At 70.1% G+C, this 26641-nt stretch carries 27 protein-coding genes; 12 read left to right on the top strand and 15 right to left on the bottom strand.

Annotation, left to right across the window (positions count from 1 at the left end; translation table 11 throughout):
* Nucleotide 1: 1 nt before the first annotated feature.
* The gene (locus AB0P25_RS06415) at nucleotides 2-889 is read right to left on the bottom strand and encodes a hypothetical protein (RefSeq protein ID WP_363806104.1); all 888 of its coding nucleotides are present in this window, start codon (nucleotides 887-889) and stop codon (nucleotides 2-4) included.
* A gap of 30 nt (nucleotides 890-919) precedes the next feature.
* On the opposite strand from AB0P25_RS06415, the gene AB0P25_RS06410 reads away from it, so the two are divergent.
* Nucleotides 920-1798 (top strand): site-specific DNA-methyltransferase, encoded by an 879-nt coding sequence (locus AB0P25_RS06410; RefSeq protein WP_363806102.1) that lies wholly within the window; start codon nucleotides 920-922, stop codon nucleotides 1796-1798.
* Nucleotides 1799-1804: 6 nt separating this feature from the next.
* Here AB0P25_RS06410 and AB0P25_RS06405 read toward each other — a convergent pair whose 3' ends face one another.
* Nucleotides 1805-2227, bottom strand: coding sequence for an SRPBCC family protein (locus AB0P25_RS06405; protein WP_363806100.1), 423 nt, complete (start codon nucleotides 2225-2227; stop codon nucleotides 1805-1807).
* 106 nt (nucleotides 2228-2333) lie between these two features.
* On the opposite strand from AB0P25_RS06405, the gene AB0P25_RS06400 reads away from it, so the two are divergent.
* Entirely contained in the window at nucleotides 2334-3158 is an 825-nt protein-coding gene (locus tag AB0P25_RS06400) for a phosphatase PAP2 family protein (RefSeq protein WP_363806099.1), read from the top strand.
* 16 nt (nucleotides 3159-3174) lie between these two features.
* Here the strand turns inward: AB0P25_RS06400 and AB0P25_RS06395 are convergent, their stop codons facing one another.
* Both AB0P25_RS06395 and AB0P25_RS06390 read right to left on the bottom strand, forming a co-directional pair.
* Nucleotides 3175-3672, bottom strand: a complete 498-nt coding sequence (locus tag AB0P25_RS06395) for a DoxX family membrane protein (RefSeq protein WP_363806097.1) — start codon at nucleotides 3670-3672, stop codon at nucleotides 3175-3177.
* Nucleotides 3672-4109, bottom strand: a complete 438-nt coding sequence (locus tag AB0P25_RS06390; protein ID WP_363806096.1) for a DM13 domain-containing protein — start codon at nucleotides 4107-4109, stop codon at nucleotides 3672-3674. The genes AB0P25_RS06395 and AB0P25_RS06390 overlap by 1 nt, the downstream gene beginning before the upstream one ends.
* A gap of 136 nt (nucleotides 4110-4245) precedes the next feature.
* Between AB0P25_RS06390 and AB0P25_RS06385 the strand changes: the two genes are divergently transcribed.
* Nucleotides 4246-4950 carry a response regulator transcription factor gene (locus tag AB0P25_RS06385; protein WP_363806095.1) on the top strand — a complete coding sequence of 235 codons (705 nt, stop codon included), beginning with the start codon at nucleotides 4246-4248 and terminating at the stop codon, nucleotides 4948-4950.
* On the top strand, nucleotides 4947-6080 hold the full coding sequence (locus AB0P25_RS06380; RefSeq protein WP_363806094.1) for a HAMP domain-containing sensor histidine kinase: 1134 nt from the start codon (nucleotides 4947-4949) through the stop codon (nucleotides 6078-6080). Before AB0P25_RS06385 ends, AB0P25_RS06380 begins: the two co-directional genes overlap by 4 nt.
* On the opposite strand, the gene AB0P25_RS06375 is transcribed toward AB0P25_RS06380, so the two are convergent.
* The 8 genes from AB0P25_RS06375 to AB0P25_RS06340 all read right to left on the bottom strand — a co-directional run bounded on the left by AB0P25_RS06375 (nucleotide 6070) and on the right by AB0P25_RS06340 (nucleotide 15573).
* Nucleotides 6070-6930 (bottom strand): alpha/beta hydrolase, encoded by an 861-nt coding sequence (locus tag AB0P25_RS06375; RefSeq protein WP_363806093.1) that lies wholly within the window; start codon nucleotides 6928-6930, stop codon nucleotides 6070-6072. The genes AB0P25_RS06380 and AB0P25_RS06375 overlap by 11 nt on opposite strands.
* Nucleotides 6931-6939: 9 nt before the next feature.
* Nucleotides 6940-7332, bottom strand: a complete 393-nt coding sequence (locus AB0P25_RS06370) for an SRPBCC family protein (RefSeq protein ID WP_363806091.1) — start codon at nucleotides 7330-7332, stop codon at nucleotides 6940-6942.
* Between the two features lie 158 nt (nucleotides 7333-7490).
* Nucleotides 7491-8513 carry a LacI family DNA-binding transcriptional regulator gene (locus tag AB0P25_RS06365; RefSeq protein ID WP_363806090.1) on the bottom strand — a complete coding sequence of 341 codons (1023 nt, stop codon included), beginning with the start codon at nucleotides 8511-8513 and terminating at the stop codon, nucleotides 7491-7493.
* 27 nt (nucleotides 8514-8540) lie between these two features.
* Nucleotides 8541-9992, bottom strand: coding sequence for a GH1 family beta-glucosidase (locus tag AB0P25_RS06360; RefSeq protein WP_363806088.1), 1452 nt, complete (start codon nucleotides 9990-9992; stop codon nucleotides 8541-8543).
* Nucleotides 9993-9994: 2 nt separating this feature from the next.
* Nucleotides 9995-10888: a carbohydrate ABC transporter permease gene (locus tag AB0P25_RS06355; protein WP_363806087.1), complete on the bottom strand. Its 894-nt coding sequence runs from the start codon at nucleotides 10886-10888 to the stop codon at nucleotides 9995-9997.
* The gene (locus AB0P25_RS06350) at nucleotides 10885-11949 is read right to left on the bottom strand and encodes a sugar ABC transporter permease (RefSeq protein WP_363806086.1); all 1065 of its coding nucleotides are present in this window, start codon (nucleotides 11947-11949) and stop codon (nucleotides 10885-10887) included. Before AB0P25_RS06350 ends, AB0P25_RS06355 begins: the two co-directional genes overlap by 4 nt.
* 67 nt (nucleotides 11950-12016) lie before the next feature.
* The gene (locus AB0P25_RS06345; RefSeq protein ID WP_363806085.1) at nucleotides 12017-13339 is read right to left on the bottom strand and encodes an ABC transporter substrate-binding protein; all 1323 of its coding nucleotides are present in this window, start codon (nucleotides 13337-13339) and stop codon (nucleotides 12017-12019) included.
* A 224-nt stretch (nucleotides 13340-13563) separates the two neighbouring features.
* Entirely contained in the window at nucleotides 13564-15573 is a 2010-nt protein-coding gene (locus AB0P25_RS06340; RefSeq protein WP_363806084.1) for an MDR family MFS transporter, read from the bottom strand.
* A 240-nt stretch (nucleotides 15574-15813) separates the two neighbouring features.
* On the opposite strand from AB0P25_RS06340, the gene AB0P25_RS06335 reads away from it, so the two are divergent.
* From AB0P25_RS06335 to AB0P25_RS06310, 6 genes are read left to right on the top strand one after another with little or no spacing between them, the layout of a single operon-like run.
* Nucleotides 15814-16722, top strand: coding sequence for a DUF1287 domain-containing protein (locus AB0P25_RS06335; RefSeq protein ID WP_363806083.1), 909 nt, complete (start codon nucleotides 15814-15816; stop codon nucleotides 16720-16722).
* 57 nt (nucleotides 16723-16779) lie between these two features.
* Nucleotides 16780-17610, top strand: coding sequence for a M15 family metallopeptidase (locus AB0P25_RS06330; protein WP_363806082.1), 831 nt, complete (start codon nucleotides 16780-16782; stop codon nucleotides 17608-17610).
* 37 nt (nucleotides 17611-17647) lie between these two features.
* Entirely contained in the window at nucleotides 17648-18823 is a 1176-nt protein-coding gene (locus tag AB0P25_RS06325; protein ID WP_363806080.1) for a GAF domain-containing SpoIIE family protein phosphatase, read from the top strand.
* Nucleotides 18820-20772: a glycosyltransferase family 2 protein gene (locus tag AB0P25_RS06320; protein ID WP_363806079.1), complete on the top strand. Its 1953-nt coding sequence runs from the start codon at nucleotides 18820-18822 to the stop codon at nucleotides 20770-20772. Before AB0P25_RS06325 ends, AB0P25_RS06320 begins: the two co-directional genes overlap by 4 nt.
* Nucleotides 20769-21101 (top strand): STAS domain-containing protein, encoded by a 333-nt coding sequence (locus AB0P25_RS06315; protein ID WP_363806077.1) that lies wholly within the window; start codon nucleotides 20769-20771, stop codon nucleotides 21099-21101. Before AB0P25_RS06320 ends, AB0P25_RS06315 begins: the two co-directional genes overlap by 4 nt.
* On the top strand, nucleotides 21094-21507 hold the full coding sequence (locus tag AB0P25_RS06310) for an ATP-binding protein (RefSeq protein WP_363806076.1): 414 nt from the start codon (nucleotides 21094-21096) through the stop codon (nucleotides 21505-21507). The genes AB0P25_RS06315 and AB0P25_RS06310 overlap by 8 nt, the downstream gene beginning before the upstream one ends.
* On the opposite strand, the gene pgm is transcribed toward AB0P25_RS06310, so the two are convergent.
* Together pgm and AB0P25_RS06300 are read right to left on the bottom strand one after the other, a co-directional pair.
* Nucleotides 21504-23123, bottom strand: a complete 1620-nt coding sequence (gene pgm / locus AB0P25_RS06305) for a phosphoglucomutase (alpha-D-glucose-1,6-bisphosphate-dependent) (protein WP_363806074.1) — start codon at nucleotides 23121-23123, stop codon at nucleotides 21504-21506. The genes AB0P25_RS06310 and pgm overlap by 4 nt on opposite strands.
* A 56-nt stretch (nucleotides 23124-23179) precedes the next feature.
* Nucleotides 23180-23761: a hypothetical protein gene (locus tag AB0P25_RS06300; protein WP_363806073.1), complete on the bottom strand. Its 582-nt coding sequence runs from the start codon at nucleotides 23759-23761 to the stop codon at nucleotides 23180-23182.
* Nucleotides 23762-24011: 250 nt separating this feature from the next.
* Between AB0P25_RS06300 and pheA the strand changes: the two genes are divergently transcribed.
* Together pheA and AB0P25_RS06290 are read left to right on the top strand one after the other, a co-directional pair.
* The gene (pheA, locus tag AB0P25_RS06295) at nucleotides 24012-25025 is read left to right on the top strand and encodes a prephenate dehydratase (RefSeq protein ID WP_363806071.1); all 1014 of its coding nucleotides are present in this window, start codon (nucleotides 24012-24014) and stop codon (nucleotides 25023-25025) included.
* A gap of 33 nt (nucleotides 25026-25058) precedes the next feature.
* Complete coding sequence (locus AB0P25_RS06290; protein ID WP_363806070.1) at nucleotides 25059-25649, top strand: hypothetical protein; 591 nt, start codon at nucleotides 25059-25061, stop codon at nucleotides 25647-25649.
* Here the strand turns inward: AB0P25_RS06290 and AB0P25_RS06285 are convergent.
* The gene (locus tag AB0P25_RS06285; RefSeq protein ID WP_363806069.1) at nucleotides 25646-26635 is read right to left on the bottom strand and encodes a diacylglycerol kinase family protein; all 990 of its coding nucleotides are present in this window, start codon (nucleotides 26633-26635) and stop codon (nucleotides 25646-25648) included. The two genes, AB0P25_RS06290 and AB0P25_RS06285, sit on opposite strands and share 4 nt — an antisense overlap.
* Between the last annotated feature and the right edge of the window lie 6 nt (nucleotides 26636-26641).

Below are 26641 nucleotides of genomic sequence, written 5' to 3'. Positions count from 1 at the left end.
GTCAGCCGGTCGGCTCCAGCCCGAGCTCGCGCCGCCAGTGCGCCAGGAACTCCGCGCCCGCGTCGTCGTGGATGGCGTCGCCGATCGTGATGACCTCGTACGGCCGGTCGAGCACGCCGTCGGCGGGGCGAACATCCACGTGGGCGACCTCGTACCCGGCGTCGTGCACGAAGTCGGCCATCTTGTAGTCGCTGCGGGAGTCGCCGACGGATCGCCAGCGGCGGGGCAGGGGGCCGCGCGCGGCGAAGTAGTCGAACGCGCGCTGGGCGCCGCGGTCCTTGTCGAGAAGCACCGATTCGATGTCGGTGGAGATGATGGTCGGGTCGATGCGGAACGGCACGGCGCCGGACGCGTCCGGCGACACGCGGTCCCGGTACCGGAGCCCGACGCCGAGCCCGGTGAGCGCGTCGAACGCCGCATCCTCGAACCGTCCCTGCGCCTCGGCGTAGGTGTCCGCGTCCACGTCGGTGCGCTGCTCCACGGAGATCATCGCGCGCTTCGTCTCGTCGAAGAACATGGTGTCGGCGAAGCGCTCGCGCACCAGCCGGCGCACCGCATCCACCGCCTCGGGCGTCAACGCGACCGACTCGTCGACGGTGACCTCGCCCATCCCGTCGCCGGTGATCGGCGCCCACGCGCCGCCCTTCTCGAAGACGCCGAACATGCGCGCGCCGTGCTGGTCCAGCGCCTCGCCGAGCCCGGCGTCGCACAGCGGGGCGACCACCTGGTTCCGGATGAAGTCGCCCGACCGCCCGGTGATGAACGCGATCGGGACGCCCGCCGCCGCCATCGACACCAGGTCGGTGACGATGCTGCGGATGGCGATGGTGCGGGTGACGGGGCTCGCGAGCGGACCGTCGACGTCGAAGAGGAGGCCGAGATTGTGCACACTCCATTCTCTCGCTGCGACAATGGACCCATGTCGCAGCCCGAACCCGCAGCCTCCCCGCTGTGGCATCCGGAGGCGCCGAGCACCGTGGTCGAGGGCGACAACCTCGCGGTGCTGGCGGAGTTGCCCGACGGCGCGTTCCGGCTCATCTACCTCGACCCGCCGTTCAACACGGGCCGGCCGCAGGCGCGGCAGACCCTCACCTCGGTGCGGTCGGAGGGCGGCGCGGGCAGCGTCATCGGCTTCAAGGGCCGCAGCTACGAGCGGATCAAGGGCGACCTGCTCAGCTACGACGACCGGTTCGAGGACTACTGGAGCTTCCTGGAGCCGCGGCTCATCGAGGCCTGGCGCGTGCTGGCGGACGACGGGACGCTGTACCTCCATCTCGACTACCGCGAGTCGCACTACGCCAAGGTGCTGCTGGATGCGCTGTTCGGGCGCGAGTCGTTCCTCAACGAGATCATCTGGGCCTACGACTACGGCGCGAAGCCGAAGAACCGCTGGCCGGCGAAGCACGACACGATCCTCGTCTACGTGAAGGATCCGTCCGCCTACCACTTCGACTCGGCGGCGGTCGAGCGCGAGCCGTACATGGCGCCCGGGTTGGTCACGCCCGAGAAGGCGCAGCTCGGCAAGCTGCCGACCGACGTCTGGTGGCACACCATCGTGTCGCCCACCGGGCGCGAGAAGACCGGGTACCCGACGCAGAAGCCGGAGGGCGTGCTGCGGCGGATCGTGCAGGCGTCGAGCCGCGAGGGGGACTGGGTGCTCGACTTCTTCGCGGGGAGCGGCACGACCGGGGCGGTGGCCGCGGGGCTCGGGCGGCGGTTCCTGCTGGTGGACAGCAATCCGGCGGCGGTCGACGTCATGCGGGCGCGGCTCGGCGGCGACGGCGTGCGCTTCGTCTGACGGGTCTCATCCCGGATGCTCGACATGCGTCTTGAGCGCGCGCATCGTCCGCTTGCTCTCGGCGGCGGCCATCCGCACGAGCACGGGCTGCATGGCGCGGTAGACGCCGTGCGTGATCAGTTCGCCGACCCGGACGACGCGGGTGGAGGCCGCCGTGCCGTCGACCGCGTACCGGATGTCCGCATCCACCCGGCCGGAGCGCACCGCCTGGTGGAAGTGCAGCATCCGGTCGGGCTCGTCCTCCAGCAGCCGTCCGCTCATCCGGCCGATCGTCGTCGTGTCCACGTACCCGTCGTGGCCGCCGGTGCGCGTGCCGCGGTACACGATCGAGCGCCGCAGCCACCCCGGGTACGAGTCGAGCGCGCGGATCGCCAGGTACACCTCGTGCGGCGACGCGTCGATCTGGATGGTGTTCTCGATGCGTGTCATGCGGCTGGTCTACTCGTGTCCACAGGCGTCGCACGAGCGTAGTTCTGCCCCTGTTGAGCGTTCGTCCGGGAATCTCAGGGTCGGTTGTGGAAGGGTTGAAGGCACTATGCGATCGAGCCTCCGCGCCCTGCCCTTCCTCTGGGGTGCGCTCGTGTCCGCGGTGCTGTTCGTCGCCGTGTACCTGGTCTTCGTCCAGAGCTACATCGGCCAGGTGATCGACGAGCGGGCCTTCGCCGGGGCGGACGCGTGGAAGGGCGACGTGATCGACTTCGCGCACGCCTTCCTCGACGCGCTGCCGGTCGCATCCGTCGTCATCGGCGCGGTCGTGGCGATCGTCATCGTGCTGGTGCGGCGCAACTGGCTGGTGTTCGCCGTCGCGGTCGGCGCCGCGATCGCCGCGAACGTGAGCACGCAGGTGCTGAAGTACACCGTCCTCTCCCGGCCCGAGAAGGGCGTGGATGTGGGGCTCTCGAACTCCCTCCCGTCCGGTCACACGGCGGTCGCCGCCTCCGCCGCGCTGGTCGTGTTCCTGTTGTCCTCGCCGCGGTTCCGCCCGCTCGCCGCGGTGATCGGGTCGCTGTTCACGGTCGCGGCGGGCGCGTCCACGCTGGTGGAGCAGTGGCACCGGCCGAGCGACGTCGTCGCCGGAATGCTGGTGGTCGCGTTCTGGGGCAGCGTCGCGGGCCTCGTGCTGTCCGGCCTGCGCCTGCCTGGCGTCGAGCCGCCCGTGCGCAGCAAGCTGTGGCCGCTCGTCTGGGTCGGCGGCCTCTGCGGACTGGGCTCGGTCATCGCGTTGGCGGTGACCTATTTCTCGGCGCAGTCCGGAACCCAGCACCTGTTCATCGCCTACGCGGGCGGGGTCGCCGCGATCGTCGCGACCGGGTTCGTGATCGCGGCGACCGGCAACCGGCTGTACCGGCGCCTGGCCTGACGACTCGACCGGTCGTTCAGAGCCACACCCTCAACTGCCCAGGGGCCGACCGCAGACGCGCGACGCGCCGCTCGACCAGCGCGGAGACGGACAGCGCACGCGCGGCCGTGGGCCAGGCGATGACGACGACGCTGAGCGCGAGCATCGCCGGGTACTGCCAGATCAGCTGATCGGCTGACCAGTAGAGCAGCAGCGTCAGCACCGACATCAGCGCAGCCGCCCGGGTGAGCAGACCGAGGATGAGCGCGATGCCGAGCGCCGTCTCCAGGAGGGGCATGGCGACGCCGAACAGAGCGGGTGCCGGGCGCATCACCGCATCCGCGAAGGCAGCGAAGTAGCCGGGAACGCGCGAGTTCGTCGCGGCCCCGTCGACCACGAAGCCGATGTCGGCGGCACCGAAACCGGCGCGGTACTTGAGCACGCCCTCCAGCAGCCAGAGGACGCCGAGGGCGACCCTCGCCGCGCCCACGAGGAAGGCGGGAGCGGCGAGGGTCGCGGTGATTGGACGGGTCATCACGAGAGGGATGCCGCCCCGAAGACCGCCTTGGCCTTGTCGCAGTGCACGACCACGTCCGTGAATGCGGACGCGTCAACGCCGTTCAGCTCGAAGGTCTGGTTCGCCTGGTCGTAGGCGACTCCCTTGATCTCCTTGCCGGCGGCGACCGCGGCCTCATCGGTGCCGTTGGCGAGGTAGAGGTGCAGGTCGGGGCCCTCGTCGGACGAGAAGCCCGAGAGCGTGATCGTGTCGCCGCTGATGGTGACGGTACCGGCGACCTTCTTGTCGTTGAGGCCCGCGAACGTACCGGTTCGCGTGGAGGTCGCCGTCGACGACGAAGACGAGGACGAGGTGGCCGACGGCGTCGAGGTCGCAGCGTCGGAGCCTGCGCTGCAGGCGGTCAGTCCGGCGGCGAGGGCGACGGCTGCCGCGGCGAGGGCGAGGGTCTTGCGCATCTGTGTATCTCCTTGTGCTTCCCCGGCGGGGTGCCGAGGCGTGACGACGCTAACAACGCGCAAGCCTCTGAGAATCAGACATTTCATCCCCGTAAGAACTCAGCTTCGCCGGGCGCGCGCAGGCGAGGATGGGGTCATGATCGCGGCCCCGCAGCTCACGGCGATGCTCGTCGAGGACGACCCCACCGTCCTCGGCGTCGTGAGCGACTATCTCGCCTCCGCCGGCTATCGGGTGACGGCCTTCGCCGACGGTGCCAGCGGACGGCGTGCCCTGGCCGAGCGCCTGCCGGACGTGCTCATCCTGGACCGGATGCTGCCCGGGATCAGCGGCGATGAGCTCTGCCGCATCGCGCGCGACCGTGACGACCGCCTCCCGATCCTGATGCTCACGGCGCTCGACCGCGTCGACGACCGCATCCAGGGTCTCGAGCACGGCGCCGACGACTACCTCGCGAAGCCGTTCTCGCTTCGCGAGCTGCTGCTCCGGGTCAACGCGATGCTGCGCAGGGCGCGGGCGCCGCGTCCCACGGCCGCCTTCGAGGTCGGCCCGTTCCGGCTCGACCCGCTGCGGCGCGCCGTGTGGACGGCCGGGCGCGAGCTGCTGCTGACCGCCCGGGAGTTCGAGCTGTTCCACTACTTCCTGACCAACCCCGGCCGCGTCGTCAGCCGTGAGGACGTGCTGCGCGACGTGTGGGGATGGAGCTTCGGCGACCCGTCGACCGTGACCGTCCACATCCGCCGACTGCGCGAGAAGATCGAGCCGGTGCCGCACGAGCCCCGCTACCTGCTCACCGTCTGGGGCGAGGGCTACCGGTTCGTCGCGTCGGGGGACGAGTCGTGAACGGCTCCGACCTCTGGTTCATCGTCGTCGTGACGCTGGGATGCACCACCGGCGTCTTCCTCATCGCGGCGGTGGTGCTGCGGCTGTCGCGGCGCGCGTCCTTCGTCTGGCGGATCGCGATCGTCGTCGCGTCCGCCATCGCCTCGATCGCCTGCTCCACCCTGGCGATCGCGGTGGGCATGTACTTCACGCCGCACGATCTGACGGTGCTGTTGTGGATCCTGGCGGTGTCGGCGGCGTTCAGCATGACCGGCGCCTGGCTGGTCGCCCGGGGGCTGCGTCGCTCGCTCGCGGCGGTCACCGCGGCCGCCCGCCGCCTCGGAGACGGCGAGATCGTGCAGAGGGCCGCCGCGTCGCGCGAGATCGCGGCCATGTCCGCGGAACTCGCCGCGACGTCCGTGCGCCTCGCCGACGCACGGGCGGAGCTGGAGCGGCTGGACGCCGCCCGCAGCGCGTTCTTCGCGTGGATCTCGCACGACCTCCGCACGCCGCTGACCGGGGTCCGGGCGCTCGCCGAGTCGCTCGAGGACGGAATGGCGGCCGATCCTGCCGACGCGGGGCGCCGCATCCGGCAGCAGGCCGACGCGATGAGCCGGATGGTGGACGACCTGTTCGAGCTGTCGCGCCTGCAGAGCGGCACGTTGCGGCCGCAGCGGGAGGAGGTCGTGCTGCTCGACGCGGTGTCCGATGCGGTCTCGGATGTGCGCGTGCTGGCGGAGGCCCGGTCCGTGAAGGTGGCTCATGGGCGGGTCGACGGCGTGCCGGTTCAGGCCGATCCCTACCTGCTCGGCAGGGTGCTGACCAACCTCCTGGGCAACGCCGTCCGCCACGCGCCGAGCGGGAGCGTGGTCGAAGTCTCCGCGATGCCGTCCGCAGGCGACGTCGTCATCGGTGTCCTCGACACCGGGCCCGGCGTGCCCGGCGACGACCTCGAGCGGATGTTCGAGGCGGGATGGCTCGCCGACCCGGCCCGTACGCCCGGCCGGGCGGGATCGTCGCGCGCCGGCCTCGGACTCGCCATCGTGCGCGCCATCATGGAGGCGCACGGCGGCACGGTGCGGGCCGAGCGCACGGCGGACGGCTTCCTCGTCGCCGCGACGCTGCCGCGCGACGCCGGCGTCACCGCCTGAAGAAGTCGCCCAGCGCGGTGGCCAGTTCCTCCGGCGCCTCCTCGGCGACGTGGTGGCCGCAGTCGATGCCGTGTCCCCGGAGGTCGTTCGCCCAGCCGCGCCAGATGGCGAGCGGGTCGCCGAAGAGCTGTTCCAGATCGTCCCGCTCCGACCAGAGCACGAGCACCGGCATCGTGAGGCGCCGGCCGGCGGCGCGGTCGGCCTCCTCGTCCGCGCGGTCGACCGTCAGCCCGGCGCGGTAGTCCTCGAGCATCGCCCGCACGACCTCGGGACGGTGCACCGCGTCCCGCCGCTCGGCGAAGTTCTCCGCGCCCATCGCGTCCGGGTCGCCGCGGTACCAGGCGTCCGGGTCGGCGGTGATGACCCGCTCCGGGACCTCCGGCTGGGCGAAGAAGAACCAGTGGTACCAGGCGGTGGCGAACTCGGGCGTCATCCGTTCGAGGTGTTCGACGATCGGGATGCAGTCGAGAAGGGCGACACGGCGCACCGCCTCCGGGTGGTCCATCGCCAGCCGGAACGCGACGTAGCTGCCCCGGTCATGCCCGACGAGGTCGAAACGGTCGTGCCCCAGCGAACGCATCACGGCGAGCACGTCCTCCGCCAGGGCGCGCTTGGACGCCTGCGCGTGGTCCGGCCGCGGCGCCGGCGCCATCGACCGGCCGTAGCCCCGCAGGTCGGGCACCACGACGGTGAAGCCGCGCGCGACGAGCAGCGGCGCAACGCGGTGCCAGGTCGCGCCGGTCCGCGGGTGGCCGTGAAGCAGCACGAGCGGCGGTCCCTCGCCACCGTGGCGGACGTGGATGCGCGCGTCCCCGGCGTCGACGTCGGTGGTCCCGAAGCCGTCGAACACCGCCCGGACTCAGGCCTTCGCGCGCAGGTTCTCCGCGATCTTCGCGAGGGACCCGTCGAGCGCCTGCTGCATCCCGTCGAACTCCTGCGTGGTGTGGATGGTGAGCTCGACGCCGTCGTCGGTGATCCGCAGCGAGCCGTGATAGTCGTGAGGGCCCGGCGCCGACCAGGTGATCTCGCGCGCGGCGCGGTCGACGTCGAAGGCGGCCTCGGACGTGACGGTCTCGTCGCTCCCGTCCTGGTCGGCGTCGACGTGCGCCGTCGTCTCGACCTTGCCGTCGGGCAGCTCGTGCGCCTCGGTCACGCGCGGGAAGTAGGCGGGAAGGTTCTCCGGGTCGGAGACGTAGTCGAAGTACTCGTCGGCGTCGCCATCGAGCGGCCGGTGTGCGGTATACGTGGGCATGCCGCGACGGTACGCCCGCCCTCGGTGAGCGCAACCGCCGCCGCGCCACCCGCGACATCGAGTAGCGAGCAGATGCTGCCATCCGGGCAGAATGACGACCACGACTCACCACTCGATGGCCCGATGGCGGGGCGGGGGCCGCGGGCAGGGGGAACGGGTCAGCTGGACTGGCGGACGACGAGCTCGGTGGGGAGGAGGGTGACGCGGTCGACCGTCTCGCCCGCGAGACGGCGCACCAGCACCCGGGCCATCGCCTCGCCGAGGCCGATCGAGGGCTGGTGCACCGTCGTCAGCGGCGGCGTCGACATGAGCCCGAAGCTGTCGTCGTCGTACCCGACCACCGCGATGTCGCCCGGGATGCTCAGCCCGGCCTCGTGGATCGCCGAATACGCCCCCGCCGCCATCTGGTCGTTGGCGGCGAACAGGCCGTCGATCGTGCGTCCGTCCGCGAGCAGCCGGCGCATCGCCTCCAGCCCCGACGCGGGCGAGAAGTCGCCGTACGCGACCATGGATGCGTCCAGCCCGGCCGAATCCATCGCCCGGCGCCAGCCCGTGTAGCGGTCGAGCCCGGCGGGCATGTCCTGCGGCCCGGTGATCAGGGCGATGTCGCGGCGGCCGCGGTCGATGAGGTGCTGCGTGGCGACCTGCGCGCCCGCCTCGTTGTCCACATCCACGTAGTAGGACTCGTGCTCGCTCTCGCTGACCGGGCGCCCGCCGAACACCAGCGGGAGGGAGGCGCCCAGCTGCGCGTAGGAGTGGTCGCCCGAGTGGTGCGACACCACCAGGGCGCCGTCGACGTTGCCGCCCATCAGGTACCGCCGCGTCTTGTCCGGGTTCGTCTCGGACGAGATCACCATGTTGAGCGTGAACTCCGTGTCGGCGAGGCTCAGCGCGACGCCCTGGACGATGGATGCGAAGAACGGGTCGGCGAAGACCTTGGCCGTCGACTCCGGCACCACCAACGCGATCACCTGCGTCCGCCGTGAGGCGAGGGACCGGGCGGCGCGGTTCGGGACGTAGTTGAGGTCCGCGATGGCGCGCTCCACCGCGGCGACCACCTCGGCGGTCACCTTCGGCGACCCGTTGACGACCCGCGACACCGTGGCGCGGGAGACGCCCGCGCGCGCGGCGACGGCCTCCAGGGTGGGAACCGCCCGCCCTGCGATCTGCTCGGTCGTCATCGGGTCTCCTCGTCGCTCGCGTCCATGCTAGACGCGGGACGGGGCGGCCTCCTCCACGACCTCGCCCTCGCGCGCCGTCGCGATCACCTGAGCGAACGCCAGGCCGGAATCCTTGACGGTGCGCTGCTGCGTCTCATAGTCCACGCGGACGATCCCGAACCGCTTCGCGTAGCCCCACGCCCACTCGAAGTTGTCGAGCAGCGACCACACGAAGTAGCCGCGCACATCCGCGCCCTCGTCGATCGCCCGGCCGACCGCGTCGATGTGGGCCAGGATGTACGCGGTCCGGTCGGCGTCGTGCACCGCGCCGTCCTCCGCCACGACGTCGTCGTAGGCGGCGCCGTTCTCCGTGATGTACAGCGGCGGCAGGGTCGGATAGTCGCGGCTCAGCCGCACCAGCAGGGCGCGGAGCCCGTCCGGGTTCACCTCCCAGCCCATCGCCGTGGTCGGCAGGTGCCGCGACGGGAAGGTCACGTACTCGCTGCCCACGAAGGGCGACGAGGTCGGACGAGCGGTGGGGACGACGGGCGCCGGGTCGTCCGCCGGCGCCGGATGCCCGCTCACGTTGTCGTCGTGGTAATGGTTCACGCCGAGGAAGTCGATGGGCTGTGCGATGGTCGTGAGGTCGCCGTCCCGCACCAGCTCGTCGAACCGGTGCTCCCGCACATCCTCCAGCACGTCCGCCGGATAGGCGCCGAGCAGCAGGGGCTCAAGGTACATCCGGTTCCAGAGCCCGTCGATGCGGCGGGCGGCCTCCCGATCCACGGGATCGGCGGCGTCGTTCGGGACGGCCGTGGTCAGGTTGAGGGTGATGCCGACGCGCAGCGACTCCGCGCGGCCCGTCGCCGCGGCCATCGAGCGCAGCTCGGAGACCGCCAGACCGTGCGCCAGGTGCTGGTGGTGCAGGGCCGCGAGGCCGGCGCGCGGCTCCCGCCGGCCGGGCGCGTGCTCACCGCCCGCGTAGCCGATCAGAGAGGAGCACAGCGGCTCGTTGAACGTCGTCCAGTGGTCGACCCGGTCGCCCAGCGCGTCGTAGACGGCGACCGCGTAGTCGCGGAACCGGTACGCGGTGTCGCGGTTCGCCCACCCGCCCTTCTCCTCGAGCGCCTGCGGAAGATCCCAGTGATACAGCGTCAGCCAGGGCAGGATGCCGGCGCCGAGGAGTTCGTCCACCAGCCGGTCGTAGAACGCCAGCCCCTCCGCGTTCACGAAGCGGTCGCCCGGCTTCACGCGGGCCCACGAGGTGGAGAAGCGGTACGACTGCAGTCCGAGGGACGCCATCAGGGCGACGTCCTGCGGCATCCGGTGGTAGTGGTCGACAGCGACCTCGGGGGTGTCCCCGCCTGCGATCGCGCCGGGGACGCGCGCGAACGCGTCCCAGATGGAGTCCTCCTTGCGGTCCTCGTGGGCGGCGCCCTCGATCTGCGCGGCGGCGGTGGCCGAGCCCCAGAGGAAGCCGGCGGGCCAGGTGCGGTTCATTCTCAGCCTTTCACCGCGCCGGCCATGATGCCGGAGACCAGCTGCCGGCCGGCGAGCACGAAGAGGATCAGCAGGGGGATGGTGGCGAGCACGGCGCCGGCGAGCACGATCGAGTAGTCGACGTACTTCGCCGACTGCAGCTGGCTCAGTGCGACCTGCAGGGTCGGATTCTGCGGGGCGACGAGCAGCGGCCAGAGGTAGTCCGTCCACGCGGTCATGAAGGTGAACAAGCCGAGGATCGCCATGGCCGGACGCGCGGCGGGGACGCCGACGTGCCAGAACGTTCGGATCATGTTCGCGCCGTCCACCCGGGCGGCCTCGATCAGCTCCTCGGGGATCACATCCACCAGGTACTGGCGCATGAAGAACACGCCGAACGCCGTCACCAGCGTCGGGACGATGACCGCGCCGAGCGTCCCGGTCCAGCCGAACTGCTTCATCACCATGAACAGCGGGATGATGCCGAGCTGCGTCGGGACGGCAAGCGTCGCCACGACGAACACCATCAGCCCCTCCCGGCCGCGGAAGCGGAGCTTGGCGAAGGCGTACCCGGCGAGCGTCGAGAACGCGACGACGGACAGCGTGATGACCGACGCGACGATGATCGAGTTGCCGAGCGCCAGCCAGAACGGGACGGTGTCGAGCACCTGGCCGACGTTCGTCCAGAACTGTCCGCCCGGCAGGAACGGCGGCCAGGTCGACGTCAGCACGGTGCTGTCGCTGGAGCCGGCGACGAACGACCACCACAGCGGGTAGGCGCCGCCGAGGAAGATGGCCAGCAGGATCCCGTAGGTCAGGAAGCCGGGCCGGCGGTCGATCCCGAGCGCCTTGCGCTTGGGGGCGCGAGGCGCCGCAGTGCGGGCGTCGCGGGCACGGCGGGAGGCGGTGGCGGTCACAGGTTCTTCTCCTCGCTCGCGGCGGCCAGGATGCGCGACGCCTGCAGGCGCCTCGCCGTGCGCTTGCGGTGCAGGCGGGTCTCGGTGGAGGCGATCCGGCGCGAGATCAGGAAGTTGAGCACGCCGAAGATCACGATGAGCAGGAACAGCAGCCAGGCGATGGCCGAGGCCTTGCCGAAGTTCTGCCGGTTGAAGGCCATGTCCCACAGGTAGAGCACGGTGGTCTGGTACTGCCGCTGCGGGCCGCCGGGCACCGCGCTCGACGGGTTGAACAGCTTCGGCTCGGTGAAGATCTGCAGGCCGCCGATCGTGGCCGTGATGATCACGAAGATCATGGTTGGGCGGATGCTCGGCAGCGTGATCGAGAAGAAGCGGCGGAACGACCCGGCGCCGTCCAGGGCGGCGGACTCGTGGATGTCGCGCGGCACCGCCTGCATGGCGGCCAGCAGGATGAGCGCGTTGTAGCCCGTCCAGCGCCAGTTGACCATCGTCGCGATCGCGACATGGGACGGGAACGTCTCGGTCTTCCACATCACCGGGTCGAGGCCGAACGCCTGGATGATGTTGTTGATGAGGCCGTACTTCTCGTCGAACGCGCTCGAGAAGATCAGGGTGACGGCGACCGGGGTGACGACGTAGGGGAGCAGGACGCTCATCCGCCAGAACGTCTTGGCCCGGAGGTTCTGGTCGAGGATGGCGGCGATGAAGACGGCGGCGATCAGCTGCGGGATGGCGGAGAGCAGGAAGATGCTGATCGTGTTGAACAGCGAGTTCCAGAAGAACGGATCGCTCAGCTCGGCCGCGTAGTTCTTGAAGCCGACCCACTCGCCCGGACCGGTCAGCAGGTTCCAGTTGTTGAGCGAGACGACGAACGTGTAGACGAGCGGGAACAGCCCGACGAGCCCGAAGAGGATGAAGAACGGCGCCACGTAGAAGTAGGGCGACGCCTTGACGTCGAAGCGGCTGAGCCGCTGCTTGAAGGTGAGGCCTCCGCGGTCGTCGCGCTTGCGGGACGAAGCGGGAGCCGATGGCGCGGATTCCCTGGTGGCGGTGGTGGTCATGACGGTTCTCCCGTGGGTCGGGCCCCCGCCGCTCGGGTTGCAGCGGGGGCCCGGTTGCGGATTCGGGTTACTTGTTGACGACCAGCTGGTCGAGCAGCTTCATGGCGTTGTCCCATGCCTGCTGACCGTTGGCCTTGCCCGAGTCGAGCTGCTGCACCGACGGGCCGAACACCTGGGACTGGATGACCGAGTCGTCCGGGCCCTTGTACTGGGCGACCACGCCCTTCGCGCGCTCGCCGAGGATCTGGCCGACGGGGGCGTTGTTGAAGAACTTCGTGAGGTCGCTCTCACCGGTCACGCCGGAGTCGGTCTGCGCCTCGGTCACCGACGGGAAGGTGCCCGCCGCCTGGAAGGTCTGGACCTGCGACTTCGCGGTGGTGAGCCACGCCGCGAGGGCCGCGGCCTCCTTCGGGTGCTTCGACTGCTTCGGGACCGTCAGGAACGATCCGCCCCAGTTGGCCGCGCCGCCCGGGAACACGTTGGCGAAGTCCCAGCCGGTGGTGGCGTCGCCGCCGCCCGCCTTGACCTGGCCCTGAACGACGCCGAGCATCCAGCCCGGGCAGACGAACGTGGCGAAGGATCCGTCGGTGAACGCCTTGCCCTTGCCCCAGTCCCACTGGGTCTGGTTGGAGGACAGCCCCGCCGCGGCGCCCGCCGCCAGCTTCGACCACAGCGCCTGGAGGTCGCTGTTGTCCTTGATGTTCAGCTTGCCGTCCTTGGTGTAGTAGCCCTCGGGCTGCTGGTTCACCATGGCGTTCCAGATGAAGCCGGACTGGTCGTACCAGGCCTTGCCGGTCTTGGCGTGGTACTCCTCGCCGACCTTGAAGAAGTCGTCCCAGGTCGCGTTGTCGCCGCCGAACAGCTTCGCGACGGACTCGCGGTCGCTCGGGAGGCCCGCGGCGGCGAAGAGCTTGCCGTTGTAGCACAGGCCCTCCGGGCCGATGTCGGTGCCGTAGCCGATGATGCGGCCGCTCTTGTCGGTGGCCTGCTTCAGCTTCCAGTCGACCCAGCGGCTCTTGATGTCGTTCGCGCCGTAGTCCTTCAGGTCGTTGAACTGGTCGGAGACCTGCATGACCTTGCTGAGCCAGCCTTCTTCGACCGCCTGGACGTCGGGGAGGCCGCTGCCGGCCGCCTGCTTCGTCTGCCAGTCGGTGAGCGCGTTGTCACCGGTGTCGATGTTGGTGGCCTTGATCTTGATGTTGGGGTGCTCCTTCTCGTACTGCGAGTAGAGCTTGTCGAAGCCCATCGTGCCGAACGTGGTGACGGTCAGCGTGATCGGGTCCGAGCTGGAACCGCTGCCTCCGCTCGATGAGCATCCGGCTGCGATGAGGGCGAAGGATGCTGCGCCGGCGACGGCCGCAGCGATCCTGGTGCGTCGTGAAAGCTTCACGGGTCACTCCTTTGTGCGTGTGTCTGGTGTGCGCCTGGTGCGCGTTGAGAGCGCTCTCATGGCTGAAGCGTGAGAGCGCTCTCACGCGTTTGGAGAGACTGTAATTCGGTCCGGACGCGGTTGTCAAGTCTTTCGTGGTCGCGCTCTCATCGGCGTCTTTCCGGGACACAAGCGAAACGGCCGCCACTCCCCGAGGAGTGACGGCCGTCGCGAGTGACGCGCGCTCAGTCGGTCGCGGGACGCGGTCGCTGGGCGCGGGTGGACGCCGTGTCGACGCCCGGCTCGACCAGCGCGCCGAACTCGTTCGCAGCGCGCGTGGCGATGATGCCGGTGTCGTACTCCTCGTCGTCGTCCTCCGAGAGCGACGCGTAGGCGCCGACCGGCTCGCGTTCGGAGCTCTTCGCGGCGTCCGCGGCCGCGGCGTTGTCCGCCGCCTCCTGCAGCGCCGACTTCGCCCGCAGCGGCGGGGTCTTGAAGAACAGCGAGAGGACGAACGCGACCAGCACGACGATCATCGCCACCCAGTAGACCTGCACCGCCGAGGCGTTGAACGCCACGAGGAACGGCTTCGAGAGCCGCGGGTCGGCCGAGTTGAGGAACGACGTGTCGTTGATGTCCGAACTGCTGGTGCCGGAGTTCGACTTCTCGAGCTGCGTCTGGAGGGCGGGGACCGCCTTCGAGACGACCTGTTCGCGCTGGTCGGCGTTCGAGAAGTCGATCGGCTCGGCCGGGACCTGCTGCTCCGCCACATCCTGCGGGATGCCCTTCGCGACGAGCGCTTCGACGCCCGCCTGGTGGGCCTGCGCCTGCACCTGGGGGACCAGCTTGCCGACGATCGGGTCGTAGATCTGGTTCATGATCGCCTTGTTCTCGGGTGCGTTCGCCACCGCGGGGGTGAGCGCCGCATCCAGGGCGGAGGTCAGCGTCGGGGTGTCGGTCAGCGACGTCTTGATGTTCGTCGGGAACACCGTGAACAGCAGCGAGAGGAGCACCGCGGTGCCCAGCGTTCCACCGATCTGGCGGAAGAACGTGGACGCGCTGGTCGCCACACCCATGTCGCGGAGGCCGACCGAGTTCTGGCTGGCGATGGTCAGCGTCTGCATCAGCTGGCCGAGGCCGAGTCCGATGAGCAGCATGGCGCCGGCGATGAACCAGTACGAGTCGTCGTACTTGACGAACGTCAGGTAGAAGAAGCCGCCCGCGAGCATGGCCGTTCCGATGATCGGGAACTGCCGGTAGTGCCCGGTGCGCGCGATGATCTGGCCCGAGACGATCGAGGACACCATCAGGCCGAGGATCATCGGCAGCAGCTGCAGGCCGGACTCCGTCGGCGTGGAGCCGAGGACGATCTGCAGGTAGAGCGGGAGGGTCAGCATGGCGCCGAACATCCCGAAGCCGACGAGCACGCCGATGACGGTTGCCATCGAGAAGGTGCTGGAGCGGAACAGCTTGATCGGGATGAGCGCGTCGTCCTTCATCGCGATCTCGATGAAGATGAACGCGATGATGCCGACGCCGCCGATCACGTAGCAGGCGATCGCAGGGGCGCTCCCCCAGCCCCAGTCGCGGCCCTGCTCGGCCACCAGCAGCAGCGGGACGAGCGCGACGATCACGCCGGCAGCACCCCACCAGTCGATGCGTGCCGAGCCGCGCGACCGCTTGGGCAGGTGCAGGAACCGCAGCACCATCGCGAGGGCGATGAGGCCGATCGGGACGTTGATGAGGAACACCCAGCGCCAGCCGTCGATCCAGAGGATCTGGTCCGCGCCGGCGAACAGGCCGCCGACCAGCGGGCCGACGAGGCTCGAGATGCCGAAGACGGCGAGGAAGTAGCCCTGGTACTTGGCGCGCTCGCGCGGGGCGAGCATGTCGCCCATGATCGCGAGCGGCATCGACATCAGACCGCCGGCGCCGAGGCCCTGGATGGCGCGGAAGGCTGCGAGCTCCAGCATGGAGGTCGAGAAGGTCGCCAGGATCGATCCGGCGATGAAGATGAGGATCGCGATGATGAACAGCGGGCGACGGCCGAAGATGTCGGACAGCTTGCCGTAGATCGGCGTCGAGATCGTCGAGAGGATGAGGTAGCCGGTGGTGACCCAGGCCTGCTCGCTGAGGCCGTGGAGGTCGTCGCCGATCGTGCGGATCGCCGTGCCGACGACCGTCTGGTCGAGCGCCGACAGGAACATGCCGGCCATCAGGCCGAAGATCACGAAGAGGATCTCGCGATGCGACATGATCGGTTTGGGTGCGGCGCCTGCCGCGGTGGTTTGACTGGACATCTGTCTCCGGGTCGAGAGTTCGGTGCAAAAGTGCGTGAGGAAAAAGAATTTTGCGGAGACTGCAAAGTTACACCCCGTGCCATGTCCCTGACAACGCAGGAGGTTCGCTCCCAGCGAAAGGTGTACGGTCGCTCAGCGAACGCCGCTGGCCCCTCTTCAGGTGACGCAGAAGTTCTGGGCGTATGGTGCGAGGCGATGACTTCCTCCGCCCGCTCCCGTCGTCTGCAGCGCACGCTCGCCCTCACGGCCGTCGCCGCCTCGGCCGCACTCGTCTTCACGGCGTGCGCCGGCGAGCCGTCGCCGGTCACCAAGGCCGTCGCACAGGCCGCCGCGCCGTCGCCCACGCCCACTTCGTCGGTCGTGTCGTCCATCCAGCCGGCCGCCGGCAGCGTCTCGGGAGGCACCATCACCCTCGAGGGCACCAACCTGCAGAAGGTGGGCGCCGTCCAGATCGGCGGCCAGCCCGCCACGGTCGCGCAGGCCACCTCCGACAAGGTCGTGGTGAACGTCCCGGCCGCGGCCAACTTCCAGGCGGGGAGCGTCCCGGTCTCGGTCACCGACAAGAGCGGCAAGCCGGTCACCACCTCGACGAGCACCTACGACTACCAGGTTCAGACGCCGGTGGACAAGCAGCTCGCCTACGCGCTGACGTACTGGAAGAACTACAACACGGCGCAGTACGGTGACCTCAACCCCGTCGGCGGGGACTGCGCCAACTTCGTCAGCCAGACCCTCATCGCGCGCGGCTGGCAGATGAACGGCGACTGGTACAACCACGACGCCGCCGCTGACTGGAGCCCGGCGTGGGGCTACGTGCCGGCGATGGACAACTACTTCCGCGAGAACGCCGCGAAGCTCGGGCTGACCGAGTACTCGTTCGACCAGCGCGACAAGATCAAGGTCGGCGACATCGTGATGTTCGACTGGAACGACAACAACTCGCTCGACCACGTGCAGATCGTCTCCGCCGTGCAGAACGTGAACGGCCAGATCAAGATCAAGATGGTCGGCCACAACGAGGACAGCGACTACCGCGACCTCGACGAGGCGATCACCGTCGACCACCCCGGCGGCATCGGCCACTTCTGGAGCCTGTCCAAGTAATCGCGATTCCGGTCACCCTTCACGAAGGCGTCACGGGCGTGAGCTATGCTCGGCCCCGTGAGTCTGGGGGGTGCCCGCAGGAGGCGGGTTCAGGGGTCGCGTGCTGCCCGCATCGGCGGCGTCCTGGCGGTCGTGCTGCTGCTGGCCGGGTGCGCCACCGGCGCCGTTTCGGCCGCTCCGACGAGCCACCGGCCGACGCCTCATCGCACCGCGCCCTCGCCGCGGCCTCCGCGCCCCACGCCGACCCCGTCCATCCCGCCGACACCGACCGTCGTGGGCTTCGATAAGGCCGCGCTGTCGCACGACGACCCGGCGAGCCCGTGGGTGGTCGTCAACAAGCCGCGCGGGCTTCATCCCATGACGTACGCGCCCGACGACCTCGTCTATCCCGACGTCGCCTACGTGAACCGCCAGCCGATGCGGCAGCAGACCGCAGCCGCTTTGGTCGCGATGTTCCAGGCGGGCAAGCGGGAGGCGGGTCTGGAGTTCTCGGTCCAGAGCGCCTACCGCTCCTACGACTCGCAGACGCGCGTGTACGACGACGACGTCGCCCGGAACGGCCAGGCCTATGCGGACACCGATACCGCGCGCCCCGGTCACAGCGAGCACCAGACCGGACTGGCCGTCGACATCAGCGCCCTGCCGGCGCGGTGCTCGCTCGACGCCTGCTTCGGCCAGACCCCGCAGGGCCGCTGGCTCGCGGCGAACGCCTGGCGTTTCGGGTTCCTGCTGCGCTACCCGGCGGACAAGGTCGCGGTGACGGGCTTCACCTATGAGCCGTGGCACTTCCGGTTCATCGGCGTTCCGCTCGCAACGGAGCTGCACACCACCGGGGTGAGCACCCTGGAGGAGTTCTTCGGCTGCGACGGGGGCGAACAGTACCGCTGACCCTGGACGGACGTAGACCAGCCAGTACAGTGGGAGCATGGTCGTCGACGCGCAGGCGGTTCAGCAGACGGAGGTCGCTCGCCAACGCGCGCTGGCCGGACTCGGGGTCCTCGATTCGGGGCCGGAGGCGCGGTTCGACCGCATCACGCGCCTCGCCCAGCAGCTCTTCGACGTGCCGATGGTCAGCATCACGCTCCTCGATCGCGACCGGCAGTGGCGCAAGTCGCAGATCGGGTTGACCCAGGAGGCGCCGCGCGAGAAGGCGTTCTGCGACGTCACCGTTCGGCAGGACGCCGCCCTGATCGTGGGCGACGCGTCCGGCGACGACCGGTTCGCCGACAACCCGTTCGTCGTCGGCGACCCCCACCTCCGCTTCTACGCCGGCGAGCCGCTGCATGCACCGGGCGGTGAGGCGGTCGGGACGCTGTGCGTGCTCGACACCGTCCCGCACACCCTGAGCGCCGAGCAGGAGCGCGTGCTGCGCGACCTCGCCGACTGGGTGCAGGACGAGCTCCACCGCGACGACGAGCTCGACCGTGCGGCCGTCGCCCAGAAGGGACTGCTCCCGCACCGCAAACCCCGCGCCCCCGGTTTCGACGTGGCGGCGGCCTGCGAGCCGTCGCGCGGCGTCTCCGGCGACTTCTACGACTGGTACGACGTGGGCGACGACTTCTGCGTCACCGTCGGCGATGTGATGGGCAAGGGGATGGCGGCGGCCATCGTCGGCGCGTCGGTGCGCACCGCGCTGCGCAGCGCCATGGACTTCGCCGACCTCGAGGAGTCGGTGGACGCGGCCTCCCGCCTGGTCGAGGAGGATCTGGACCAGCTCGCCACCTTCGTCACCCTGTTCCACGCGCGACTGCATCCCGACGGCGGGGTCGACTACGTGGATGCCGGCCACGGCCTGGCGTTCGTCGTCCGGGACAGGGGGGGCGTCGAGCGGCTGCCGAGCAGCGCCCTGCCGCTCGGGCTTCCGACGACCGAGCCGCGGGTTCCGCAGCGCGTCGAGCTTGGCCCGGGCGACTCCCTGGTCTGCATCAGCGACGGCGTCCTCGATGCGATCGGCGGCGAACGGGCGTTCCCGATCGTCGAGGCGATCGTCCGCGGGAACGCGACCCCGGGCGGCGCGGTCTCGCGCATCCTGAGCGTCGCCCGCGCGGGGATCCCGATCGACGATGTCACCGCTGTGGTCGTTCGCCGGAGCGACCGGTGAACCGCCTGCTGCTGCGGGTGGTGTGCCTGCTCGCCGTTCTCGCGGGTGTGAACTACGTGGTCTGGCGCTGGCTCGACTCCGTCAACTGGTCCGCCTGGTGGATCGCCGTCCCCCTCGTGATCGCCGAGACGTACAGCGTCATCGACACGTTCTTCTTCGCCCTGACGATGTGGCGGGTGAAGATCCGCTCCGGCCCGGAGGCGCCCGCGCAGGGCACGGTCGACGTCTTCATCACCACGTACGACGAGCCGATCGACCTGGTGCTGACCACCGCCCGCGCTGCAAAGGCGATCAGGTACCCGCACAGCACGTGGATCCTCGACGACGGCGATCGCGCCGAGATGCGGGCCGCTGCGGAGCGGGAGGGGCTGGGATACGTCACCCGCAGCGAGGACTGGGTCGACAAGCCTCGCCACGCCAAGGCGGGCAACCTCAACAACGCGCTGTTCCAGACGGACGGCGAGTTCCTGCTCATCCTCGACGCCGACCAGATCCCCGAGCCGCAGATCCTGGACAACACCCTCGGCTACTTCGCCGACTCCCGGGTCGCGCTCGTGCAGACCCCGCAGTTCTTCTCGAACGTCGACGACGCCGATCCGCTCGGCAACCAGGCGCCGCTCTTCTACGGCCCGATCCAGCAGGGCAAGGACGGCTGGAACGCCGCCTTCTTCTGCGGATCGAACGCCGTGCTGCGGCGCGACGCGTTGATGGAGCTCGGTATCGTCGGCTACGTCCGCGACGTGGAGCGCACCGTCCGGGTCTCGCTGCGGGCGTCCGAGCGGATGCTCGTCAAGGCGGAGCGCTCGTCCCGCTCCGATCCCGAGACGTCCCACCTCATCGCCGAGGTCCGGTCGCACGTCGAGGAGGCGTCCGCCCGTCTCCGAGCCGGCGACAGCGTGGGCGAGGTGACCTACCGGCTGCAGCAGAGCGTGGACGGGGTGTCGCGCTCCGTCGTCCGCGGGGACATCGCCGCGATGGAGGAGGACCTGCGGGCCATCGCCGCCCTCCCCGTCCAGGCCGACTCCGAGCTCGGCGCCTTCGTGGTGGACGAGGTGGCTTTGGACCGTCTCGCCGAGACCGACCTCTCGCCCCTCGCCGCCATCGAGTCGGTGCAGCGCATCGCCGACACGCTCGCGGTCGACCGGCCGGGGCAGGCCCAGCCCGTCATGCCGATGGCGACCATCTCGGTGACGGAGGACATGGCCACCGCCATGCAGCTGCACGCCGGCGGCTGGCGGAGCGTCTACCACCACGAGTTGCTTGCGAACGGCCTCGCGCCGGAGGACCTGGGCACGATGCTGGGCCAGCGACTGCGCTGGGCGCAGGGCACGCTGCAGGTGATGCTGCGGGACAACCCGCTCGTCAAGCGGGGCCTCTCCGGCGGACAGCGCATCATGTACTTCGCGACGATGTGGTGCTACCTCTCGGGCTTCGCGTCGGTCGTCTACCTCGCCGCGCCCGTCGTCTACCTCCTCACCGGCGTCATGCCCGTTACCGCGTGGAGCGTGGACTTCTTCGCCCGCTTCATCCCCTACTTCGTGCTGAGCCAGCTGATGTTCCTCGTCGCCGCGCGCGGTCTGAGGACGTGGCGCGGCCAGCAGTACTCGCTCGCGCTCTTCCCGCTCTGGATCCGGGCGTGCTGGACTGCGGCCGCGAACGTCTGGTTCGGCCGGTCGCTCGGGTTCGTCGTCACGCCGAAGGAGCGAGCGGGCCGGGCGCCCATCCCGTGGCGGCAGATCTGGCCGCAGCTCACCGCCATCGTCGTGCTCGTGATCGCGGCGATCGTGGGCGTCCTGCGTGTCGTCGCCGGAACCGCGGATGGTGTGGGCACGCTGGTCAACACGGTCTGGGTGATCTACGACCTGGTCGTGCTCAGCATCATCCCGCGGGCGGCGCTCTACCGCGGACCGGCCGCACATGCGGTCAGGAAGGAATCCCCGTTTCAATGAACATCGACACCACCATCCGCCCGGACGGCGTCGCCGTCCTCGCGGCGAACGGTCGCATCAACCTGGTGACGGCCACGACCGTCCGCCGCGAGGTGCAGCGTGTCGTGGATGAGGGCCACGCGCGCCTCGCGCTCGACCTCAGCGGCGTCGACTTCATCGACTCCTCGGGTCTCGGCGCCCTGGTCAGCGGCCTGAAGACGGCGCGGAGCGCGGGCGGAGACCTTCGCCTGGTCGCCGCGACCGAGCAGGTGGCCGGCGTCCTGCGCCTGACGAACCTGGACCGCATCCTCCGCGTCTACCCCGGCCCCGACGACGCCTACCGTGACTGAGGCGTTCCGCGAGGAATTCCTCGCCCCTGCCGACGCCGAAGCCATCGAGCGGGTGCACGCCCTCTTCGAGGAACTGGCGGTGAAGCGCCCGGACCTCCCGGACGAGCGTCGCGGTGCTTTCGAGCTGGCGGTGGTGGAGGTGGTGACCAACGTCGTGCAGCACGGCGTGGAGGGCACCCGCACGCGCGTGGAGCTGGAGCTCGGGCACAGCCCGGACGGACTGCGCGCCGTGGTGACGGATGACGCCGAGCCCGCCGACATCGACCTCTCGGCCACGGCCATGCCCGACCCCGAGGACTTCGGCGAGTCGGGCCGCGGCCTGGCGCTCATCTCGCTCCTCGTGGACGAGTTCACCCACCAGCCGCTGCCGCACGGCAACCGCTGGACACTGTCCTCCGCCGTCTAGCCGCCGAGCGCGTCGCCGACGATCCGCTTGGCCTCCTCCTGCACCTCGCGCAGGTCGTCCTCGCCGACGAACGACTCGGCGTAGATCTTGTAGACGTTCTCGGTGCCCGAGGGACGCGCGGCGAACCACGCGGTCTCCGTCTGGACCTTCACGCCGCCGAGCGGTGCGTCGTTGCCCGGTGCGCGGCTCAGCTTCGCCGTGATCGGCTCCCCGGCCAGCTCGGTGGCGCTGATCGCGTCCCCGTCGAGCTTCGACAGCGCGGCCTTCTGCTCGGGCGAGGCCGGTGCGTCCACCCGCTGGTACATCGGGTCGCCGAAGCGCTCGGTCAGCTCGCGGTACAGCTCGGACGGTGACTTGCCGGTCACGGCGCGGATCTCGCTGGCGAGCAGGGCGAGCAGGATGCCGTCCTTGTCGGTGGTCCACGCGGTCCCGTCGAACCGGAGGAACGACGCGCCGGCGCTCTCCTCGCCGCCGAAGCCGACGGTCCCGTCGATGAGTCCCGGGACGAACCACTTGAAGCCGACCGGCACCTCCCACAGCCGCCGGCCCAGGGACTCGGCGACGCGGTCGATGATCGACGACGAGACGAGCGTCTTGCCCACCGCGGCGTCCTTCTTCCAGTCGGTCCGGGTGCGGAACAGGTAGTCGATCGCGACCGCGAGGTAGTGGTTGGGGTTCATCAGGCCGCCGTCCGGCGTGACGATGCCGTGCCGGTCGGCGTCGGCGTCGTTGCCGGTGAGGATGTCGAAGTCCCCGCTGCGCGCGACCACCGAGGCCATCGCGGAGGGGCTGGACGGGTCCATCCGGATCTTGCCGTCCCAGTCCAGCGTCATGAACGACCAGGTCGGGTCGACGTCCGGGTTGACGACGGTCAGGTCGAGGCCGTACCGCTCCGCGATCGCCTCCCAGTAGTGGACGCTCGCCCCGCCGAGCGGGTCGGCTCCGATCTTGATACCGGAGTCCTTGATCGCCTTGACGTCGATGATGTTCTCGAGGTCGTCGACGTAGTGCCCGCGGAAGTCGTAGGTCTCGACGCCCGACGGCTCGGCCATCCGCACCTCGGTCATCCCGTTCGCGATGATCTCGTTGGCGCGCTTGGCGATCCAGCTGGTCGCATCCGTGTCGGCGGGACCGCCGTGCGGCGGGTTGTACTTGAAGCCGCCGTCCCGCGGCGGGTTGTGGCTCGGGGTGACGACGATGCCGTCGGCCTGGTCGTCATGGCCCTGCCGGTTGTACCGGATGATCGCGTGCGAGACGGCCGGAGTCGGCACCCAGTCGTCGTACTCGTCCACGAGCACGCGCACCTCGTTGCCGACGAGCACAGCGAGCGCGGTCGTCGTGGCGAACTCGCTGAGCAGGTGGGTGTCCGCGCCGATGAACAGGGGGCCGGTGATGCCCTGGCTGTTGCGGTACTCGACGATGGCCTGCGTGGTCGCGGCGATGTGGTCCTCGTTGAACGCCGTGTCGAGCGCCGATCCACGGTGCCCGGACGTGCCGAACACCACGCGCTGCTCCGGGATGCTCACATCCGGCTTCAGCTCGTAGTACGCGCGCCGCAGGGCATCGACGTCGATCAGGTCGGAGGGCTGGGCGGGGGTTCCGGCTCGTTCGTCCATGCCCCTACTCTTCCACGGCGGGCGGGTCGGCGGGAGGTGGTTGCTGTCAGCCGGGATCAGAACCGCGCGGTCCGGCGTCCCGCGATCGTCGCGGGTCGCTCGGCGATGATCTCGGGCAGCCGTGAGTGGGATGCGATCCATGCGTGCAGGTGCGGGCTCACGTATCCGGCCACATCGCAGAGGTAGGCGTAATCCACTTGCAGGTCGCGGGCGAAGATCGGTTCGTGGTGGGCGGCGCGGTTGCGGAGGAGTCGGAGTCGCTCCATCCGCGTACGCAGATTGGACCGTCTTCCGGTGAAATGTGGGAACGCGGTGCTCAGGCCGCGCTCCCACAATGATGCGTGGTACCGATTGACCAGCAGACCCTCCCAGAAGGATGCCCGGAGCTCCGCGATCACGTGACCGGTCGTCCACGCACCTGGACCCTTGCGTCTGTCGAGGTACATCGCAGCGTTACGCACTTGATCCAGCTCTCCGAATCGGAGCGGTGCGGCCGCCCACCAATCGACGCGGCCGAACATCTCCGTCAGCCGGTGATGCATGGCGTTCCGGACTCCAACCTCCATGGCTGAAGCGGTACCGAGGAGGGCGGCGGACGCCTCGATGTTCCACGTGTACAGGCGAAGGGCGTGCGGCATCGACCCGTTCTGAGCGGCAAGGTACGAAGCGAAACGCTCGATCCCAACGATGCGCGCGAGATCGGTGTGAACGGCGGGGTCAGGATGGTGCACGTGTCCTCCGGTGGTGCTGCGCGGGACGCGCGCCTATGTGGTTCTTCTGCTAGCATGTCAGATGTATGCCCCGGACGAGGCGCAGCAATGCGTCGGCGCTCCGGGGCGATCACGTTAACGGCCGGGTCACGCCAACCGTCTCGGTAAGCTGAGCGCCATGTCCTCCGACCCCGCCGACGTCCCCGGCGACGCCGCCGCCGTGCCCGCCGAGCTGCCCGCCTCCGTGGACGACGTCTACAGCTTCCTCGGGCCGTCGGGCACGTTCACCGAGGCCGCGCTCAAGCAGGTGCCGGAGGCGCGCGGCAAGCAGTGGCGTGCGGTCAACAACCTGGGGGAGGCGCTGGCCGACGTCGTCGAGGGCCGCAGCGTGGCCGCGATGATCGCGATCGAGAATTCGATCGAGGGCGGCGTCTCGGTGGCCCAGGATGCGCTGGCCACCATCCCTGGGCTGCGGATCGTGGGGGAGTACCTGGTCCCGGTCACCTTCGTCCTGGTGGCGCGACCCGGCACGACGCTCGCCGACGTGAAGACGATCAACGCGCATCCTGTCGCCTACGCGCAGTGCCACCAGTGGCTCGACCGCAACCTTCCCGATCACGGCCACCTGCCCGCGTCCAGCAACGTCGCGGCGGCCGCGTCGCTGTTCGAGGGGAGCACGGCGGACGCGGCCATCGCCCCGCCGGGCATCGTCGACCACCACGACGTCGTCGTGCTCGCCGAGAACATCGGGGACAACGCGAACGCCGTCACCCGGTTCGTGCTGGTGAGCACGTCCCGCACGGTTCCCGAGCCGACCGGGGCCGACAAGACCAGCCTCATCGCCGAGCTGCCCGACGACCGCCCGGGTAGCCTCCTCGACCTCCTGGAGCAGTTCTCGACCCGCGGGGTCAACCTGAGTCTCATCGAGTCGCGCCCGATCGGCGACGCGCTCGGCCGGTACCGGTTCGTGATCGACGCCGACGGCCACATCCGCGACGAGCGGGTCGCGGATGCGCTGCTCGGCCTCCGCCGGTTCAGCCCGTCGGTCATGTTCCTGGGCTCGTACCCGCGGGCCGACCGGGTGCCGGTCGAGTTCGACCAGCGGTACCGGGACGACGTCTTCACCGACGCACGCGCCTGGCTGGCCTCGCTGACCGACGAGACGGGTCACGACGGGCCCGCCCCGGCGTAGGCTGCGAACACGCAGCACAGCGAGGAGGTCGGCATGGTCGGCGAGGAGCAGGACGGCAGCGGTCGGGGCGGCGCCTTCGACCCGCGCTACGACCCCTCGTTCCAGCGCGGCTACCAGCCGCAGCCGGGGGAGCGGGCGCAGACCCGCGTCCGCGCCGACGCGCCCGACTCCGCCTACCGCCTGCCGTCGTCGCTGCTGCAGCGCCCCGCGGAGACCGAGGCCGACGACGACCTCCCGCCGATGGACGTGCGCGCCGCGCTGGTGCGCGAGCCCGAGGCCGCCCTCGAACCCGCGTCGGCCGCCCCGGCCTACGTCGTCGGCTCGGGAGCCCTCGCCCGGCTCGACGTCAGTCCCCGGCGCAACCCCCTCATCCTGGCGTTGTGGATCGTCGGCGGCGGCTTCGTCCTGCTCGGCATCGTGCTCTACTGCATCTCCGTCACATCGTCGTACAGCGGCCCGACGCCGAGCAGCGACGTCGGCTCGCTCGTGTTCGCCCAGCTCGGATGGATGCTCGCCGGCCCGCTGATCACCGTCGGCTTGGCCACGCTCGTGGGGCTGCTGTTCCTGAACGCCATCGCCGGCCGCCGTGCGCCGGTCGAGACGCCGCAGGACGACGAGCTCTAAAGAGCCGGCACCCGCACCCGCAGGCTGAGCTCGTCAACGCCCAGGTCCAGGCCGACCACGTCGCCGAACGCGTCGCCGTCGAGCTCGAACGGCTCGGGGGCATCCACCTCCAGCTGCACCGACGCTCCACGCAGGTAGCTGAGCCGGGTGCGGACGGCCCGGTCGGTGAAGCGGATGATGCGGCGCCCGACCGCGGACTTGCGCAGCACCCGGTTCTCCCACGTCACCTTCCGCCAGATCGCCAGCCAGCCGAAGACGGTCGCGGGCTGCAGGATGGCCACGTCGAGCAGGCCGTCGTCGATCGAGCCGTCCGGGATCAGCTCGATGTTGCCCGGCAGGGCTCCGCAGTTGGCGATCAGGATGGTGCTGACGTGCGCCGACCGCTCGTGTCCGCGGTCCAGCCGGAAGCGCACCCGCACCTTCTTCGCCGACGGCCAGGCCCGGAACGCCGCGTCCACGTACGCCAGCCAGCCGAACCGCCGCTTGAGTTCGGGCTTTGCGCCCGCGATCATCGCCGCGTCGATCCCGATCCCTGCCATCACCAGGAACACGTGCTCGGACTGCGACCCGTCCGCGTACCGCGCGGCGGCGATCCCGGCGTCGATCCGGCGCGTCTCGCCGCCGAACGCAACGGCGCACGCGGCCTCCACGCTGCCGAACGGGATGCCGAGATTCCGGGCGAGGAGGTTGCCGGTGCCACCCGGGATGACAGCGAGGGTCGCGTCCCGCCCGCGCAGCGCTTCGGCGACGGCGCGCACCGTCCCGTCGCCGCCCGCCGCCAGCACCAGCGTCGCACCGCGGTCGAGCGCCTCGCGGGCCTGCGCCTGGCCGCCCTCCTCGACCGTCGTCGGCAGCCAGAGCAGTTCGATGCCGGGGGTATCCGCGGCCGCGGCCTCGACCGCCGCGCGCACGCGGGGGACGTCCACGCGCACCGGGTTGTAGACGACGGCGACGACCATCCCCGCGTCCCCACCCCGAGCGTTCACGGTGCT

The organism is Leifsonia sp. NPDC077715, from assembly GCF_040686855.1.
Taxonomy (GTDB): domain Bacteria; phylum Actinomycetota; class Actinomycetes; order Actinomycetales; family Microbacteriaceae; genus Leifsonia.
The sequence above is the reverse complement of the archived record's forward strand: the minus strand, read 5'-3'. Positions and strand labels throughout refer to the sequence as shown.